Raw genomic sequence first — 14,828 nt, 5'->3', positions numbered from 1 at the left:
AAATAACTAAAAATTCACCTTTCGCAACCTAAGCGCATTTGCGATCACAGAAACGGAGCTAAACGTCATTGCGGCACTCGCGATCATGGGCGACAGAAGCACGCCGAAGATGGGGAACAGAACGCCGGCAGCGATCGGCACACCGATGAGGTTGTAGGCGAAGGCGAAGAAGAGATTTTGGCGTATGTTCTTCATCGTGTTTCGGCTTAGGTTTCGAGCTTTCAGAATGCCGTCGAGATCAGGCCGAAGCAGCGTGATGTCCGAAGATTCGATCGCTACATCTGTACCCGAAGCGAACGCAATTCCTACATCAGCCTGTGCCAAAGCCGGAGCGTCGTTTACGCCGTCGCCCGCCATGGCCACACGCTTACCCATAGCTTGCAGCTCTTTTACCTTTGCAGCCTTGTCTTCGGGCATCACTTCGGCAAAAACCTTGTCAATACCAAGCTCGCTTGCGACTGCGTCAGCCGTCGCCTGATTATCTCCGGTCATCATTACGACCTCGATGCCCTTTCGGTGAAGTTCGTCGATGGCGGCTTTGGAAGAAGGTTTGATTGCGTCGGCGACCGTAATTGCACCGATTACTTGACCGTCTTGGGAGACAATCGAAAGTGAAACGTCCGGTCGAATTCGTTCGTCGAACATTAGAATTCTAGCCGCATCGACTCTGATTGTGGGAAGTTTAGAAAGGACTTCATCTTCATCCGAATATCGGTGTCCACCGGTTATCCTTATATCCTTGCCGTTAATAAGTCCAGCGACGCCAACACCGGTTATGGAGCGGAAATCTGCCACTCGAAATATTTCAACTTTTCGTCGTAATGCTTCTTGGACAATCGCATCTGCGAGAGGATGTTCGCTGTGTTTCTCTACAGATGCTGCTAGAGCAAGCACATTGCTCTCTGAGTTTTCGGATGGGTCAAAAGTAATTACGGCTTCAACCCTTGGTTTTCCTTCGGTCAGAGTTCCTGTTTTATCGACAACAATTGTGTCAACGGTTTCTAAAAGTTCGAGGGCTTCGGCTTTTTTGATGAGGACGCCGTTCTTTGCACCGACTCCGGTTCCGACCATTATAGACATCGGAGTTGCGAGGCCGAGGGCGCAGGGGCATGCGATTATCAACACGGAGACCGCGGCAACTATTGCATAGGTCAGGCTACCGAAGATCAGCCAGACGACAAAGGCTACGATCGCAACCACAATTACGGTAGGTACAAAATATGCCGAGACGGCATCCGCGAGACGCTGTATCGGAGCTCGCGAACGCTGCGCTTCGCCGACCATCTTTACGATCTGTGCAAGCAGCGTTTCTTTTCCGACCTTCTCCACACGCATCAGGAAGCTGCGGTTGCCGTTCAGGGTTCCGCCGATCACCTTTGCACCTGTGCGTTTGGTGACGGGCATCGATTCGCCCGTTACCATTGATTCGTCGATAGAGGTCTCGCCGTCGATGATCTCGCCATCGGTCGGCACCTTTTCATTCGCCTTTATGCGAAGCGTCTGGCCAGCCATCACGTGTCGCAGGTCGATCACCTCTTCCGAACCGTCGTCGAAAACCACCGTCGCGGTCTCAGGGGCAAGCCGCAGCAGTTCTTTGATAGCGGACGAAGTCTGCGAACGTGCCTTGAGCTCTAACATCTGACCCAACAAAACCAGTGTTGTAATGACGGCAGCGGCCTCGAAATAAGCGGGAATGATGCCGGAATGGGCGTCCCGCAGCGTGTCAGGGAAAAGCCCGGGAACGAATAGTGTCGCAAGGCTGTATATCAATGCGGCTCCCGTACCGATCGCGATCAGCGTGAACATATTCGGGCTTAGATTCTTCACCGAAGCGACCGCACGCTCAAAGAACGGCCAACCGCCCCAGGCTAATCGTTTAACTTTAAATTTGAAAATTAAATAGCTTCCTGATGGAACCTCTCGAAGAGAGCTGGATAGGCACCAGTTCTTAGATCCCCCCACCTAAACCCTCCGTATACTCCACTAGCCCCTAGGAGACACATCATGACTCGTTTGAGATTGGGATTGCTGGGACCGATGCAGGTGACGCTGAATCAACAACCAATCGTCACGTTTCCCTACGAGAAGGTGCGGGCGCTGTTGGCCTATCTAGCGACTGAGTCTAATCATCCGCATCATCGCGATCGGCTAGCTACACTGCTATGGGCCGATCAGTGTGAGTCAAAAGCTCGCAGCAATCTTCGTAAAGCGTTGTCTATGCTGCGCCAGATGTTAGAAGATATTGCGGATCACTCCCCGTTGTTTCTCACTACCCGCAACACGATTCAGTTTAATCCGGTAGCAGATCATAGCCTAGATGTTACTATCTTTACTCAGTTGATTGATAGGTATCTGCATCATTCTCAACCAGCTAGTGACCTTTGTCCCGAAAGCGTTTCTGGATTAGAACAAGCGGTTGCCTTGTATCGTGGACCATTTCTTGAACAGGTTCATCTTCCAGACAATGAAACCTTTGAAATTTGGGCAGCTCTGACCCGTCAACGTTTGCATGATCTAGTGATTAATATCTATGTAAAACTCGTTACCTACTACGAACAGCAGCAGGAGTATCATAAGGCACAGCAACATGTGCAGCGACAGCTTCAGCTCGAACCTTGGAATGAAGTTGCCCATCGGTGTTTGATGCGAATTCTGACACAGCGAGGACGACGCACCGAGGCATTGCAGCAATATGACCGCTGCTGTAAGCTGCTGAAACAAGAATTAGCCACCGAACCAGAACCAGCCACAATTACATTATGGGAAGCAATTCGTTCGGATGAATACAGAACAAAAGTTTGTCAAAGCCTAAGTAAGGTTAATTAGCCAAACAACCAATGACCAATCCGCCTAGTCCTCAACCATGCTATAACCCATTCAGTGCAGGGTTAGGCAGGAACGATGCAAACAGATGTGATTGTAATTGGTAGCGGCATTGGTGGCTTGAGCTGTGCGGCTCTGTTGGCCCAGTATGGCTTCAAAGTCACCGTTTGCGAAAGTCATTCGATTGCGGGCGGTGCAGCCCACGGCTTCGAACGGAATGGCTTTAAGTTTGATTCAGGGCCGTCGCTCTATTCTGGATTGTCCAGTCCGTCTCCTAATCCGCTGCGGCAGGTGTTAGACGCCATTGGAGAAGAAGTGCCCTGTCTTACCTATGAGACTTGGGGCTGCCGGCTGCCCGAAGGAGATTTTGATACCTCTGTAGGAGCCGATCAGTTCTGTGACGTTTTACAGCGACTGCGAGGCGGGCAGGCTGTGAGCGAATGGCGAAATTTGCAGCAGATCATGGAACCACTCCAAGCTGCCGCCATTGCCCTTCCACCTGCGGCTCTCCGCTGGGATTGGCAGGCCGTCCGCACCGTAGGGCAGTTTGCGCCAGCTCTAGTTCGTCATGCGCCGCAGATGGCGAAATTAACCGGAGCCTTTACTAAAATCATAGACAACAAAATTACTGATCCATTTATCTTAAATTGGCTAAATCTACTTTGCTTTTTGCTTTCTGGTTTGCCGGCGAGTGACACCAGTGCCGCAGAGGTAGCGTTTATGTTTGCTGACTGGTACCGTCCCCAGGTTGCATTAGATTATCCGGTGGGTGGAAGTGCGGGATTGGTGAATGCCCTAGTGCGAGGATTAAAGCGGCATGGTGGCACCCTGTTGCTGAATGCCCATGTAGAGCAAATTGTAGTTGAACGTCAACGTGCGGTTGGAGTACAGTTGCGCAATGGGGAAATTTTGCGGGCACGGCAAGCGGTAGTTTCTAATGTCTCTGTTTGGGATACTCTGAAGCTGATACCAGCCGAAGCCATTCCTGACTCGTTTCGTCGCCAACGCCAAGCCACACCTGATTGCGATAGCTTTATGCATCTGCATTTGGGCATTGATGCAGCAGGGCTGCCCGATTTGGCTTGTCACTACATTGTGGTGAATGATTGGAGCCAAGGCATTACGGCTCCTCAGAATGTGGTGCTGGTCTCGATTCCGTCAATTCTCGATCCATCCCTAGCTCCATCTGGTAAACATGTGATTCATGTTTACACTCCTGGTAACGAACCCTATGATTTGTGGCAAAAATTGGATCGGCGCAGCGTTGCCTATGCTGAACAAAAGCAACAGCGAGCTGAAGTAATGTGGCAAGCACTAGAACGGATTGTTCCAGATATTCGGTCGCGCTGTGAAGTGAAGCTGGTGGGAACGCCTTTGACCCATGAACGCTTTTGCCTCCCACGACCGGACCCGCTACTCGTCTACCGCGTCGGTCTTCTACATTCTGACTTCGTCTACCAAATTCCCACCGCATATCACCCTTAGCCAAATCAATATGGCGCTATTCTACGGCCTCTATATCAACCACAAAAGTTTACTTCAGAATGATTTTTGTTTGTCAGCATAACCAAAAATAGGAGTGACAAGCCGTAAACGTCTCAGTGAAAGCAATGGCAATGACTCCAAAGCTGCCTGCTACAAGGCTTGCTCTGGGATTGGCTCATTCAGGGTAGGAGGGCTGAGGGAAATCGGTAAACCTGATGCTACCGCCGCCTGCTCAGAAAACTCAGAACTGGGCGCAATCCAACGACTGGCTTGGTTGAGGGCATGGAAATTGCCGCAGAGCAACAGTCGATCGCCTGCCTGTAGATCGCTCGACCCCCTAGGGAAGCTAATAAACTTGCCTTCTCGCCGAATCGCCTGCACCAGTACGCCAAATTGACGACGAATGTGGAGTTCGGCTAGGGTTTTGCCCACCACAGGACTATCATTGGGTACCAGCAGCCACTGACAGGAGGCATTTTCACCCGGAACGGCGGCTTCCCCTTTAGCCAGTTCACTGAAGGCCGCTAACTCGTCGGGTTCGCCCACCACCAGCAACCGATCGCCTTCTTCCAACTGGGTTTGGGTATCAGGATAGTCAATCTCTTCGCCGGTTTGGCGTTCAATCGCCATCAAGCTGACGCCGGTCAAGCGACGCAGATCAGTCTCTTCTAGCGTCATGCCTACAAGTGGCGAACCTTCAGGCAAGTTGTACCATTTGCTGTTCATGTCTTGGGCGGCCACCTTCAACTCCCGCGACACTTGCTCCGGCAACCGTTCGGGTCGGAATTCTTGATAGCGAGACCCGCGCAACTGTTGCACCTCACGCTGAATGACCGGTAGCGGCACTCCCAGTCCTGTGAGTAGATGGGCCGACAACTCAATACTGGCCTCAAACTCCGGCTGCACCACTTCCCGTGCTCCCAACTGATACAGCAATTCCAGATCCTTATCCTGAGTGGCTCTAACCACAGCGTCAATATCAGGCGCTAGCTCTAGGGCACGCTTCAGACAAAGGCGCGTACTCATCGGATCGGGCAGGGCAATCGCTAGACCACGGGCTTGATCGACGCCAGCAGATTCCAGCACATGCAGACTAGCCGCATTGCCATAGATGTAAGGAATATTGGCCTCGCGTAACTCTTGGATACTCTGCTCGGACTGATCAATCACGATCACGGGTTGTTTGTAGGCTTGCAGCAGGCGCACAATGTTGCGTCCCACCCGCCCGTAGCCACAGACGACGATGTGATTTTGAGTCGGCAAATCCTCGGCCACTTCGATCGGGTCTTCGCTGCCATCTAGCAGACGCTTCAGCCAGGGGACATCTTCGGCCCAATCCGTCAGCTTCGGCACAATTCGCAGCACAAACGGAGTCACGACCAGAGTAACGGCAGTCGTTCCCAAAATCAGCAAATAAACGCGGCGCGATACCAAGCCCAGTGCCTGTCCCTTACTGGCTAACACAAAGGAAAATTCTCCAATTTGGGCCAGACCCAAACCGACAATCAGCGAGGTCTTGAACGAATAGCGAAATGCCCGCACCAAGGGCATCACAATCAAAAACTTGCCGACAAATACCAGGGCCACCAAACCCAGAATCAGCTCCAAGTTGTTCCAGATGAAGACCGGATCGATCAACATGCCCACGGCGGCAAAAAATAGGCTGGCGAAAATATCGCGGATTGGCTCCACGTAGGTCAGGGTCTGGTCGGCGTACTCTACCTCCGAAATCATCAATCCGGCGATAAACGCCCCCATCTCAATTGAGAGGCCCAGATATTCCGTCAGCAGGGCAATTCCTAAACACAGCGCTACCACGCCCAACAAAAACAGCTCGCGGCTCTCGGTTCGGGCTAATAGCTGCAACAAGCGGGGAATAATCCAGATCCCAGCAACCACTGCTCCAACCGCCAGCAGGCCAGTTTTTAACAAAGCGATCCCAACCGCGACACCAATTTCTTCCGAGGGCCGATCGAGCGCCGGTAAAACCGCCAGCATCAGTCCCAGAGCCAGATCCTGCACTACTAGAATCCCCAGCATGACGCGCCCGTGGGAGGTTCCTGTCTCGTTGCGCTCCATCAGACATTTCAGCACGACTGCCGTGGAAGAAAGGGACAGAATTGCGCCCAAGAAAATGCCCTGTGCCGGTGACGTGACCCAGCCAACCCCCAGCGATACTAACGTCGTCACTAGAATCGTGGAGAGAATCTGCAAGCCTCCGCCACCCAAGCTGATACCCTGAACTTTTTTCAGCTCAGAAAACACCATTCACCGAGCCTGAGCGTTCGAGAGCCAGCCAGGAATCGAGCACGGCAGTTGGTGCCATTGCCTGCAACCAGCCCTCCGAGCGCACCAAATTCAGCGGCGTCAATTCACCTTGCTCGCCAGCATTCCAGATAAACGGTTCCAGTTCGCCTCCATCTTCGTGGTCAGGAAAGCTGAGCTGCCAACCCATCTCGGCGGTGATCAATGACTGGATGGTACTGAGGAGTTGGTCCGTATCAGGCTGCATGGCTTTGAAATTCCTGCCGTTCCTGTAAACGTGGTAGACGCCCCTAGCTTACTACGCCTAATCCGAATTCTCTAAAGTCTAAAAAGTCTAATTTTTCTGGTGCTTCGCCAGTCAACACGTCAGTATTCCAACCTGACATCTCCTACAGCTCGCTCCACACCTGTTAGCTTTGATCAGTAGTGCAGCCCTATGGGCACACTAGGCAGCAAGAAAAATTTAGCTGATAACCCTTCAAATTTCTGGCTGAATATAAATTAGCTGAATATAAATTAGCTGAATCATATTTCCAGCATCGACCTTAGCTCCATCACTTCAGCTCGAATTTTGGCACTTACTCGAAGCTGCTTTGCTATCACAGAGAAGTTCACTGCATAAAACTTTGACCGTTTGGAACCGCTTGATAATGCAAGAATTCGATCTTCCAGCCCAGCGCAAACCCGAATTAGACTTGCCCATGCGCAACGAAGCCTGGTTTCGTCAACTAGCCGATAGCGTACCGGGGATGATCTACCAGTTTCAAATGGCTGCCGACGGCTCACTTAGTTTTACCTTCGTTAGTTCAGGTTGCCGCGACCTGTTTGAACTCACACCCGAAGCCATTCAGGAAAACGCCAACCGACTGATCGAGATCATTCACCCAGAGGATCGGCCCCGCTTTGATCACTCCGTTGCCCTTTCGGCCCAATCTCTAGAACCGTGGCAGTGGGAAGGGCGCTTTATCTTGCCATCCGGGAAAATCAGATGGATACAGGGCGCGTCTCGGCCAGTCCGCCAGCCGAATCAGGCCATTCTCTGGAGCGGTCAGTTGATGGACATTAGCCAGCGCAAGCAGATGGAAGCGATTCTGAAGCAGCTCAATGATGATTTGGAAACCCGAGTTGAAGACCGGACTCAAGCACTACTGGAAAGCCAAGCCCAATTCCAGCGACTAGCCTCCAACATTCCGGGGGTGATTTTTCAATGCAAGCTCAGTCCCGACGGTGTGGTTTCCTTTCCCTATATCTCAGAAGGCTACCGTCACATCTATGAGCTACTGGCCTCTCAATTAGATCAGCAGCCGTTCCAGTCTATCCATCCAGACGACGAGGCAATTGTGCAGGAGCGGATGTACCAGTCGGCCATGACCCTGGCTCCGTTTCAGCAGGAATATCGCATCCTCACCGCCTCTGGCAAGCTGAAATGGTTACAGACCATTGCTCGCCCAACTCGCCAAGCCGACGGTTCAATTCTCTGGGACGGAGTGCTGATCGACATTACCGAGCGCAAGGTCGCTGTAGAAGCCTTGCAAGCTTCAGAAAGTCGATTTCGAGAATTGTTCGAGCGCTCTGCCGATGCGATTTTGTTACTCGATGGCGAAGTGTTTATCGACTGCAACAAAGCCGCGATCGAAATGTTGCGTTGCACGAGTAAAGAGCAGGTCTTGCAGCTCCACCCTTCGGTGCTGTCGCCGGACGTTCAGCCCGATGGTCGTCCCTCCTTCGAAAAAGCCAACGAGATGATTGCCACCGCCTTTGCAAAAGGCAGCCAGCGGTTTGAGTGGATGCACCGCCGCGCCGATGGCGAAGATTTTTGGGTCGAAGTGGTGCTGACGGTGATTGAGCTAGAAGGACGCCCGACTCTTTATACGGTTTGGCGAGAAATTGGTGACCGCAAAGCTGCCGAAACGGCCCTAGCCGAAAGTGAAGCCCGCTTCCGAACGATTGCCGCTACCATGCCAGGAGCGATTTTCCAGTTCTGCAACCGCAACGGCCAGTGGGCGGTAGACTACATGAGCGAGCGGTTTTATGACATCAGCGGCATTACGGCAGCCGAAATCATGCAGGACATGAATTCCTTTGTCAACTGCCAGCACCCAGACGACCGCGACTCCTATCTTCAAGCAATTGCTGAGTCTGGCGAACAGCTTATCCCCTGGGTTTACGAAGGGCGGTTGATCAAACCCGATGGAGAAGTCCGCTGGTGGCGCGGCGAATCCCTACCAACCAAAACCCAGAACAATGAAATCGTGTTCTGCGGCGTCCTGTACGACATTACCAATCGTAAAACCGCCGAAGATGCCTTGAAACAATTTGCCACCCAAAACCAGATCAAAGCCAAAGCGCTGGAGTGGCAAGCAGCCCGTGCCTACGGTTGGTTTGATGTACTCAAGAGCAACCTGGAAAGGCAGTGCCATGAGTTTACAGGCGTTCTCCTTGGCGGCGCAGGTCGTGCCAGAACTGCAGCTTGTGGCGTTTGGCGTCAGCCAGCCTTCGCGTCAGATGCCGCTACCTAAAGGAGTCAAATATGTTATCCGACCTCCCCAAGCCAAACTGAGAGAGATCTATGCCCAGTGTGATGCGTGGCTGTTTGGCAGCACTATTGAGGGATTTGGTTTGCCCATTTTAGAAGCGATGGCCTGTCGGACACCGGTAATCGGCACCCCGGCTGGAGCTGCCCCCGAATTGTTGCAGCAAGGAGCTGGCATTTTAGTTAGGCCAGAAGACCCAATGCATATGGCACAAGCAATCGAACGGATTTGCCGGATGACCGACCGGGAGTGGCGAATCATGTCGCAGGTTGCCCATCAGCGCGCAACAAGTTATACCTGGGATGATGCAACTCATTTATTTGAGGCGGCACTGTGTCAAATAGTTAGACGCTCGCGTCACAAAAATTTGATTCAAGACTTGGTCTAAGCATTCGATCTAAGCATTCGATAAATCGAGCATTCTGGCCGCATTGAAGCCATTGCAGGTGCATTCAGCATACTAGTTGATCCGGGTAGATCCGCCACCGCCATTTAGTTTATTGAACTTTGCAGCTATGAGTTTCATTTTTCCCGGCAATCCCATGGCCAGTCCCAACCTGCTTGTTCCATTGGTTATGTTGGGCTGGATTCCCGTCGTTCTTTACTTATTTTCGCGGCTACCTGCCCGACAGGCTGTTGTCATCAGTTTTCTATTCGCCTGGATGTTTTTGCCTCAAGCGGCCCTACCCCTCACAGGCATCCCTGACTACACCAAAACCTCCGCTACCTGCTATGGAATTTTGCTGGCAACTTTCATTTTTGACGTGGGGCGATTCCGTTCCTTCCGGTTTGGCTGGCTGGATGTACCCATGCTGATTTGGTGCCTTTGCCCCTATATGTCGTCGGTTACCAACGATCTGGGTGTCTATGATGGTTTAGCCCAAGCTTTGGATCGCACGGTAACTTGGGGCGCGCCCTATTTTTTAGGCCGAATTTATCTAAACAGTTTATTGGGATTGCGCCAGTTAGCAATTGGAATTTTCATTGGTGGGCTAGTGTACATGCCGCTGTGTATCCTCGAATCGCGGCTTAGCCCTCAACTTCACCGGATTGTTTACGGCGGTTACACGGTACAGGATTTTACCCAAGTCATTCGCTTAGGTGGTTATCGACCGATTGTGTTTATGCAGCATGGTCTAGCCGTCGGAGCTTTTATGATGGCAGCGACCCTGATTGGCCTATGGCTGTGGCAAACCAATACCATCAAACGCCTTTGGAATATTCCAATGGGTGGCTGGATAGCTGGATTATTTTTAACCTTTGTACTAGTTCGATCGATCGGTGCTTTGACGCTGCTGCTGCTGGGAATAGTGTTGCTCTATATTGGCAAACAATTTCGCACTGCCTTACCCGTCTTCTTGTTAATTGCAGCAATGGCAGCCTATCTCTATATCAATGCGGAAACCGATACCTACTTCACTGATCAGTTAGTTTCCTATTTGTCACAAATCTTTCCGCCAGAGCGGGTTCAATCCTTGGAATTTAGATTCAATAACGAAGAACTACTGGCCGATCACGCGCGGGAAAGACTATTGTTTGGCTGGGGTGGATTTAACCGCTCGCGGGTCATCATTCCGGGAACTGTTGATCAGCTAGCAATTCAGGATAGCTTGTGGATTCTTGCCTTTGGAGAAAACGGTACGGTTGGCCTAGTTAGCATCTTTACCTCCATGCTAGCGCCCGTTGTAGCATTATTTTGGTCTCGTTGTCCGGCGCGACTCTGGACCCATCCCCAAATTGCTCCAGTTGCTGTTCTGGCAATCATGGTAGTCCTCTACATGGTGGACTGTATTATGAACGCCATGATTAACCCTATTTACATTTTGGCCGCTGGAGGAATTGCAGGATTTGTTATGAGTCCTGAACCTCGACGACGAAAGGCAAGCAGTCTAGTTGTTCCGGTTCGCCGTCAACTCGTGCAGCAGAGGCCGTTTTAGAAACTCAGCCTGTGAAAGGTTTGCTTCTAAAAAATTTTTTCAACACGCTGTCTTCACCGTTTATCACCGCCTGTTGCTCTGCTCAGGCGGTGTTTGATTACAAGAATTTTGTTCGCAACTGCTACTTTGCAACTGCTACTTTGCAACTGCTACTTTGCAACTGCTACCTGGCTCCTCGCAAGGCGAGAGCTAATTGTCATCCAATCATAGATTTGCAGCCAATTTGCTGCTCAAACTTGGTATCAGCCGTTACCTGTACGCTAGGACCTCCCAAATCCAGACAAATGACTGGACATCCCGCTGCCATCGCTTCCAGGCAAACTAAGCCTCCTGAATCGTGCAGGCTAGGATGAACTAGCGCCAAACAGGTTCCCAGATGCTGAAGCGTTTCGGCTCGCGGTAATCGGTTCCAAAACTTAACTTGATGGGCCACTCCCAGCGTCTGGGCTAATTCCTGAAGCGGCTGGTTTTCTGGTCCTTCGCCCACAATCCAGTACTCTGCCTCAATAGGCAAATTGGCCTGGGCAAACGCTTGTAACCCCAGGTGAAAGCCTTTCCAATGTAGGAGTCTACCAATGCTGATAAACCGAATGGGTAGTGATTCCGAGGACGCATAATCAGTCAGCACTGAAATTTCTGCTTCGTTGAGTCCAACCTGCGAAAGAACCTGGACCTGCTGAGCGCCTATACGATGCAATCGTTTGGCGGTCTCTTCTGTAGTTGCCCAGGCAATGCAACTGCGACGGGCCGTAAGATGAACAAAGGGATCCAGCTCGCCCAATCGTCGAGATGCCTCCCGCAGCGTCTCATAAACTTTGGCTCGCAGGCTCAGTCCCTCCCAAAAACGCCTGGGGCTAGATTCACCGCCCCCCACCGGACCCCAGAAAAAGGGGATGGGCAGTAGCGACAGAAAACTGGGGCTGGAATATTTAACATAGGTGACATGATGCACCAGATCAAAACCAATGGTTTGATGGAGGCGTCTAGCCACTAAATAGGCCTTAATTTGCCAGAGATAATAGTGAAGATGTACATCCCACTGGGCGCGTTTGCCTTCTTGCGACCAGTCATATACCCAACCGAAAGGATCAAGGTAGACAATGTGCAAGTTGGGGATAGGGCGTTGATTCAGTTCAGCTTCGATGGCATCGCGATGTGTATGGGAAACCAACACCCAAACTTGATGATACTGAGCAATTTCTCGAGCCATATTCCAGCCCACTCCTGGTTCGGAACCGCGATTTGGCTCACAAGCGTAGGCTGAAAGGAGCACCTTCAGTGACCTGTCCTGTTGCACTGCAGAAATGTCGTCATTCAACGCTGTCAAACTCATAGTCTGACCTCCGCAACCATGTGGGTGACTTTAGTCAGAAATTGAGCTGCGTCGCCTGGAGTATGATGGGCAATGAGCTGCTGCGATCGCTGCCCCATCTCCATAATCTGCTCCGGTGTGTCAATCAAACGTGCCATCGCATCTGCTATGTCTTCAGGGTTGTCAGGCTCAAACAGGTGGCCATTCTCCCCGTCTAGCACCATTTCGGACGCCCCTGCTCGCTGAGAGCAAAGAATGGGCTTGCCAAATGCCATCGCTTCTAGCACCACCATACCCCAGACATCTTCCAGAGTTGGCAGAATAAAGACATCTGCGCTTTGGAAATAAGCTCCTAGTTGCCCGTAGCTAACCCAGCCCAACCAATACACATAAGCGTCTAGATTCTCAGCCCTGCAGAACTCTTGTAATGCTTGACGTTGGGGACCTTCTCCGGCCACCAGCAAGGTGTAGTTGTGGTAGCCACGATCGCGCAACACTCTGCAAGCTTCTAGCAGTTGATGCAATCCTTTACGCGGGATTAACTGTCCTGCAAACAGAAAAATCGGACATTGAAACGGTTGAGAATCGGATTTGACCTGTTCACTCTGCTTTAGCAACGCAGCTACATCGGGAACTTGATAGGGGCGAGCGAAAATAGCTTGCGGGGCGACCCCCAGTGTTTGCATCAGGTAGTCTTTGCCGGCAAGACTGTTGGTGACAAACGCATCGGTAACCCGCCTCATCAGTCGCCGCAAAAGGGTACGAATTGGCGAATCCTAATAATCGACCCCTGGTGAGCTGCCATCATAGACAATTACGACCCGCCAGCCTCCCACAGGCTTAAACAAAAGCGACAAAATAGACCAGAGGCAAAAACCGCTGGTGAAGATCACGTCCGGTTTGAAGCGCAGCAGTCTACCCACAATTGCTGGTGAAACCTTAATGAATCCCTGACCATATCCTGTTTTCGATTGGGTTAGATCCATAAACTGCATTCTACCGACAGTTTCAACCGTAAAGGCACCTTCAAACCCAGGAGAGAAACCAGGCCAGTCTCCGGTATATACAATCGTTTGAGGATAGGTCTTGGTGAACTCACTGAGCACCGGATGCCAGTAGTTCCCTAACCTGAGCGAGGGAAAAAGCCAAGCGACTCGTAAATCTGCTGCCATCTTGGATTCTATTTGCCATAAATGTGCTGAAAAATGGTGCTGGCGAATCGGTCTGTTGAATTTAGCGCTGCAAAAGTTTGCATCTGCTCAAATTCGCAGAGAGATTCAGGAGATTATTGAGGCCGACAACCAGCCGGGGCTGTTCTACAAAGTCATGTATGCGATTTGGCAGGAGGATTTGCTGATCGTGAATGCCAACTTGCTGGTTTGGCGCGGCAGGACCCGACTGATTCTCTACCTGCTAGGTCCTAACGAAAATTTGATTCCAGAATACCTGGGGCAGAAAATTGCGGAAGGCGTGCGCCAACGCTTGTTAGGACGACAGCTTTAGAAAAATGGCTCTAGGTTGAGAAGCTTCGCCATCGTCCAAACTTTGAACCATCCTAAACCGCTTCTAGCTCGGTTGGGATGCCTAAAATAGGGCAAGACGAGCAGGGGACTAGCTGTTGCACCAGGGGATGGGTGATATCACTACAGCCGACAAACAACAGATCAGCAGCTTGGGCTTCTACCACTTGTTGCAGTTCGGTGGCAACTGCACCAAATCGGAGATGGGCTTCGAGAGAGCCGCGCCATTCATCCGACAGGCAGCGGGCCTGCCAAAGAATCCGATCTACCTGCTCTAGCATATTGGCTAAAGATGCGGTGGAGGACTGCCGTTCTACGACTTGCGTTCCACTTGGCCGCGAGAGGGTGCCTGTATCGCACTGAAAACCAAACCGTTCAGCACTAGGAAGGTGACAATTGGCCGCTTCTTGTAAATCCAAGCGATCTAGGGGTGCCTTTGGAATAGTATTCTCTAGCGAGTTATAGCAATCAATCACGTAAACGACATGGACAGTAACCTGCTTTTGCGTAGCGAGCCGAGTCTGGTATGCCATCCATAAAATGAAATCCAGCGCCGTCTGGCTGTTGGGAGAACCGTTGTAGCCAATTACAAAATTGCCGTTGATTTCAGACGACTTGTCCAAGTTTAAGCCAGGATAGAGCAGCATTTGCTCACTCAGATTATCCTGACCGAGCGCGTTTTGCAGACGCAACAGCATGGGTTTGATGTTCATAACACTTACGAAGGTGAGGAATCAAGCAAAGGTAGATTGCAGTGGTTCGCGAACAGAATTGTTCAGCCACAGACTCGCATAACACGGCTTGGAAGATAGGCTACTGCAAATTGAAAAGCCGGAGGAGGTCGCTTGTTTAAGAAGATTTATGGGTAAAACAGCGGGTTGAATGTTTCTGCTAAGACCACTCAAATTCCTGAAGCCAGCATTATTTAGAGCTAGCTGCTTTACCAGCGCCA

At 51.3% G+C, this 14,828-nt stretch carries 13 protein-coding genes; 6 read left to right on the top strand and 7 right to left on the bottom strand.

The window, feature by feature from the left end; translation table 11 throughout:
* Positions 1-6: 6 nt before the first annotated feature.
* Positions 7-1,827, bottom strand: a complete 1,821-nt coding sequence (locus JVX88_RS20800; RefSeq protein WP_211620039.1) for a copper-translocating P-type ATPase — start codon at positions 1,825-1,827, stop codon at positions 7-9.
* A 177-nt stretch (positions 1,828-2,004) separates the two neighbouring features.
* Between JVX88_RS20800 and JVX88_RS20795 the strand changes: the two genes are divergently transcribed.
* Both JVX88_RS20795 and JVX88_RS20790 read left to right on the top strand, forming a co-directional pair.
* Positions 2,005-2,826, top strand: coding sequence for a BTAD domain-containing putative transcriptional regulator (locus tag JVX88_RS20795; protein ID WP_211620038.1), 822 nt, complete (start codon positions 2,005-2,007; stop codon positions 2,824-2,826).
* A 75-nt stretch (positions 2,827-2,901) separates the two neighbouring features.
* Positions 2,902-4,308, top strand: coding sequence for a phytoene desaturase family protein (locus JVX88_RS20790; protein ID WP_211620037.1), 1,407 nt, complete (start codon positions 2,902-2,904; stop codon positions 4,306-4,308).
* A gap of 150 nt (positions 4,309-4,458) precedes the next feature.
* Here the strand turns inward: JVX88_RS20790 and JVX88_RS20785 are convergent, their stop codons facing one another.
* Together JVX88_RS20785 and JVX88_RS20780 are read right to left on the bottom strand one after the other, a co-directional pair.
* A complete protein-coding gene (locus tag JVX88_RS20785) occupies positions 4,459-6,576 on the bottom strand; it encodes a cation:proton antiporter (protein WP_211620036.1) in 2,118 nt (705 codons plus the stop codon).
* Positions 6,563-6,820, bottom strand: a complete 258-nt coding sequence (locus JVX88_RS20780) for a hypothetical protein (protein WP_211620035.1) — start codon at positions 6,818-6,820, stop codon at positions 6,563-6,565. Before JVX88_RS20780 ends, JVX88_RS20785 begins: the two co-directional genes overlap by 14 nt.
* A 403-nt stretch (positions 6,821-7,223) precedes the next feature.
* Here JVX88_RS20780 and JVX88_RS20775 point away from each other — a divergent pair, with 403 nt between their 5' ends.
* The 3 genes from JVX88_RS20775 to JVX88_RS20765 all read left to right on the top strand — a co-directional run bounded on the left by JVX88_RS20775 (position 7,224) and on the right by JVX88_RS20765 (position 11,044).
* Complete coding sequence (locus JVX88_RS20775) at positions 7,224-9,092, top strand: PAS domain S-box protein (protein ID WP_211620034.1); 1,869 nt, start codon at positions 7,224-7,226, stop codon at positions 9,090-9,092.
* Positions 8,992-9,495, top strand: a complete 504-nt coding sequence (locus JVX88_RS20770) for a glycosyltransferase (protein WP_211620033.1) — start codon at positions 8,992-8,994, stop codon at positions 9,493-9,495. The genes JVX88_RS20775 and JVX88_RS20770 overlap by 101 nt, the downstream gene beginning before the upstream one ends.
* A 127-nt stretch (positions 9,496-9,622) precedes the next feature.
* Positions 9,623-11,044 carry an O-antigen ligase domain-containing protein gene (locus tag JVX88_RS20765; RefSeq protein ID WP_211620032.1) on the top strand — a complete coding sequence of 474 codons (1,422 nt, stop codon included), beginning with the start codon at positions 9,623-9,625 and terminating at the stop codon, positions 11,042-11,044.
* A 196-nt stretch (positions 11,045-11,240) separates the two neighbouring features.
* On the opposite strand, the gene JVX88_RS20760 is transcribed toward JVX88_RS20765, so the two are convergent.
* Genes JVX88_RS20760 through JVX88_RS40860 form a run of 3 tightly spaced genes read right to left on the bottom strand, consistent with a single transcriptional unit; the run spans position 11,241 to position 13,528 of the window.
* Positions 11,241-12,377, bottom strand: coding sequence for a glycosyltransferase (locus JVX88_RS20760; RefSeq protein ID WP_263975191.1), 1,137 nt, complete (start codon positions 12,375-12,377; stop codon positions 11,241-11,243).
* Complete coding sequence (locus tag JVX88_RS40865) at positions 12,374-13,099, bottom strand: glycosyltransferase family 4 protein (protein ID WP_211620031.1); 726 nt, start codon at positions 13,097-13,099, stop codon at positions 12,374-12,376. Before JVX88_RS40865 ends, JVX88_RS20760 begins: the two co-directional genes overlap by 4 nt.
* A gap of 33 nt (positions 13,100-13,132) precedes the next feature.
* Positions 13,133-13,528, bottom strand: coding sequence for a hypothetical protein (locus tag JVX88_RS40860; protein WP_211620030.1), 396 nt, complete (start codon positions 13,526-13,528; stop codon positions 13,133-13,135).
* A 55-nt stretch (positions 13,529-13,583) separates the two neighbouring features.
* Here JVX88_RS40860 and JVX88_RS20745 point away from each other — a divergent pair, with 55 nt between their 5' ends.
* The gene (locus tag JVX88_RS20745) at positions 13,584-13,859 is read left to right on the top strand and encodes a hypothetical protein (RefSeq protein WP_317134398.1); all 276 of its coding nucleotides are present in this window, start codon (positions 13,584-13,586) and stop codon (positions 13,857-13,859) included.
* 52 nt (positions 13,860-13,911) lie between these two features.
* Here JVX88_RS20745 and JVX88_RS20740 read toward each other — a convergent pair whose 3' ends face one another.
* Positions 13,912-14,589: a universal stress protein gene (locus tag JVX88_RS20740; RefSeq protein WP_225931130.1), complete on the bottom strand. Its 678-nt coding sequence runs from the start codon at positions 14,587-14,589 to the stop codon at positions 13,912-13,914.
* Positions 14,590-14,828: the final 239 nt, after the last annotated feature.

The sequence above is a fragment of the Leptolyngbya sp. 7M genome (assembly GCF_018128485.1).
This window is presented reverse-complemented; position numbering and strand designations above follow the sequence as displayed.

What these genes read in the sequence shown, in the direction of transcription:
- JVX88_RS20795 (WP_211620038.1), top strand. Translation starts at nt 2,005, where the DNA reads ATGACTCGTTTGAGATTGGGATTGCTGGGACCGATGCAGGTGACGCTG.
- JVX88_RS20790 (WP_211620037.1), top strand. Translation starts at nt 2,902, where the DNA reads ATGCAAACAGATGTGATTGTAATTGGTAGCGGCATTGGTGGCTTGAGC.
- JVX88_RS20785 (WP_211620036.1), bottom strand. Translation starts at nt 6,576, where the DNA reads ATGGTGTTTTCTGAGCTGAAAAAAGTTCAGGGTATCAGCTTGGGTGGC.
- JVX88_RS20780 (WP_211620035.1), bottom strand. Translation starts at nt 6,820, where the DNA reads ATGCAGCCTGATACGGACCAACTCCTCAGTACCATCCAGTCATTGATC.
- JVX88_RS20775 (WP_211620034.1), top strand. Translation starts at nt 7,224, where the DNA reads ATGCAAGAATTCGATCTTCCAGCCCAGCGCAAACCCGAATTAGACTTG.
- JVX88_RS20770 (WP_211620033.1), top strand. Translation starts at nt 8,992, where the DNA reads ATGAGTTTACAGGCGTTCTCCTTGGCGGCGCAGGTCGTGCCAGAACTG.
- JVX88_RS20765 (WP_211620032.1), top strand. Translation starts at nt 9,623, where the DNA reads ATGAGTTTCATTTTTCCCGGCAATCCCATGGCCAGTCCCAACCTGCTT.
- JVX88_RS20760 (WP_263975191.1), bottom strand. Translation starts at nt 12,377, where the DNA reads ATGAGTTTGACAGCGTTGAATGACGACATTTCTGCAGTGCAACAGGAC.
- JVX88_RS40865 (WP_211620031.1), bottom strand. Translation starts at nt 13,099, where the DNA reads ATGAGGCGGGTTACCGATGCGTTTGTCACCAACAGTCTTGCCGGCAAA.
- JVX88_RS40860 (WP_211620030.1), bottom strand. Translation starts at nt 13,528, where the DNA reads ATGGCAGCAGATTTACGAGTCGCTTGGCTTTTTCCCTCGCTCAGGTTA.
- JVX88_RS20740 (WP_225931130.1), bottom strand. Translation starts at nt 14,589, where the DNA reads ATGAACATCAAACCCATGCTGTTGCGTCTGCAAAACGCGCTCGGTCAG.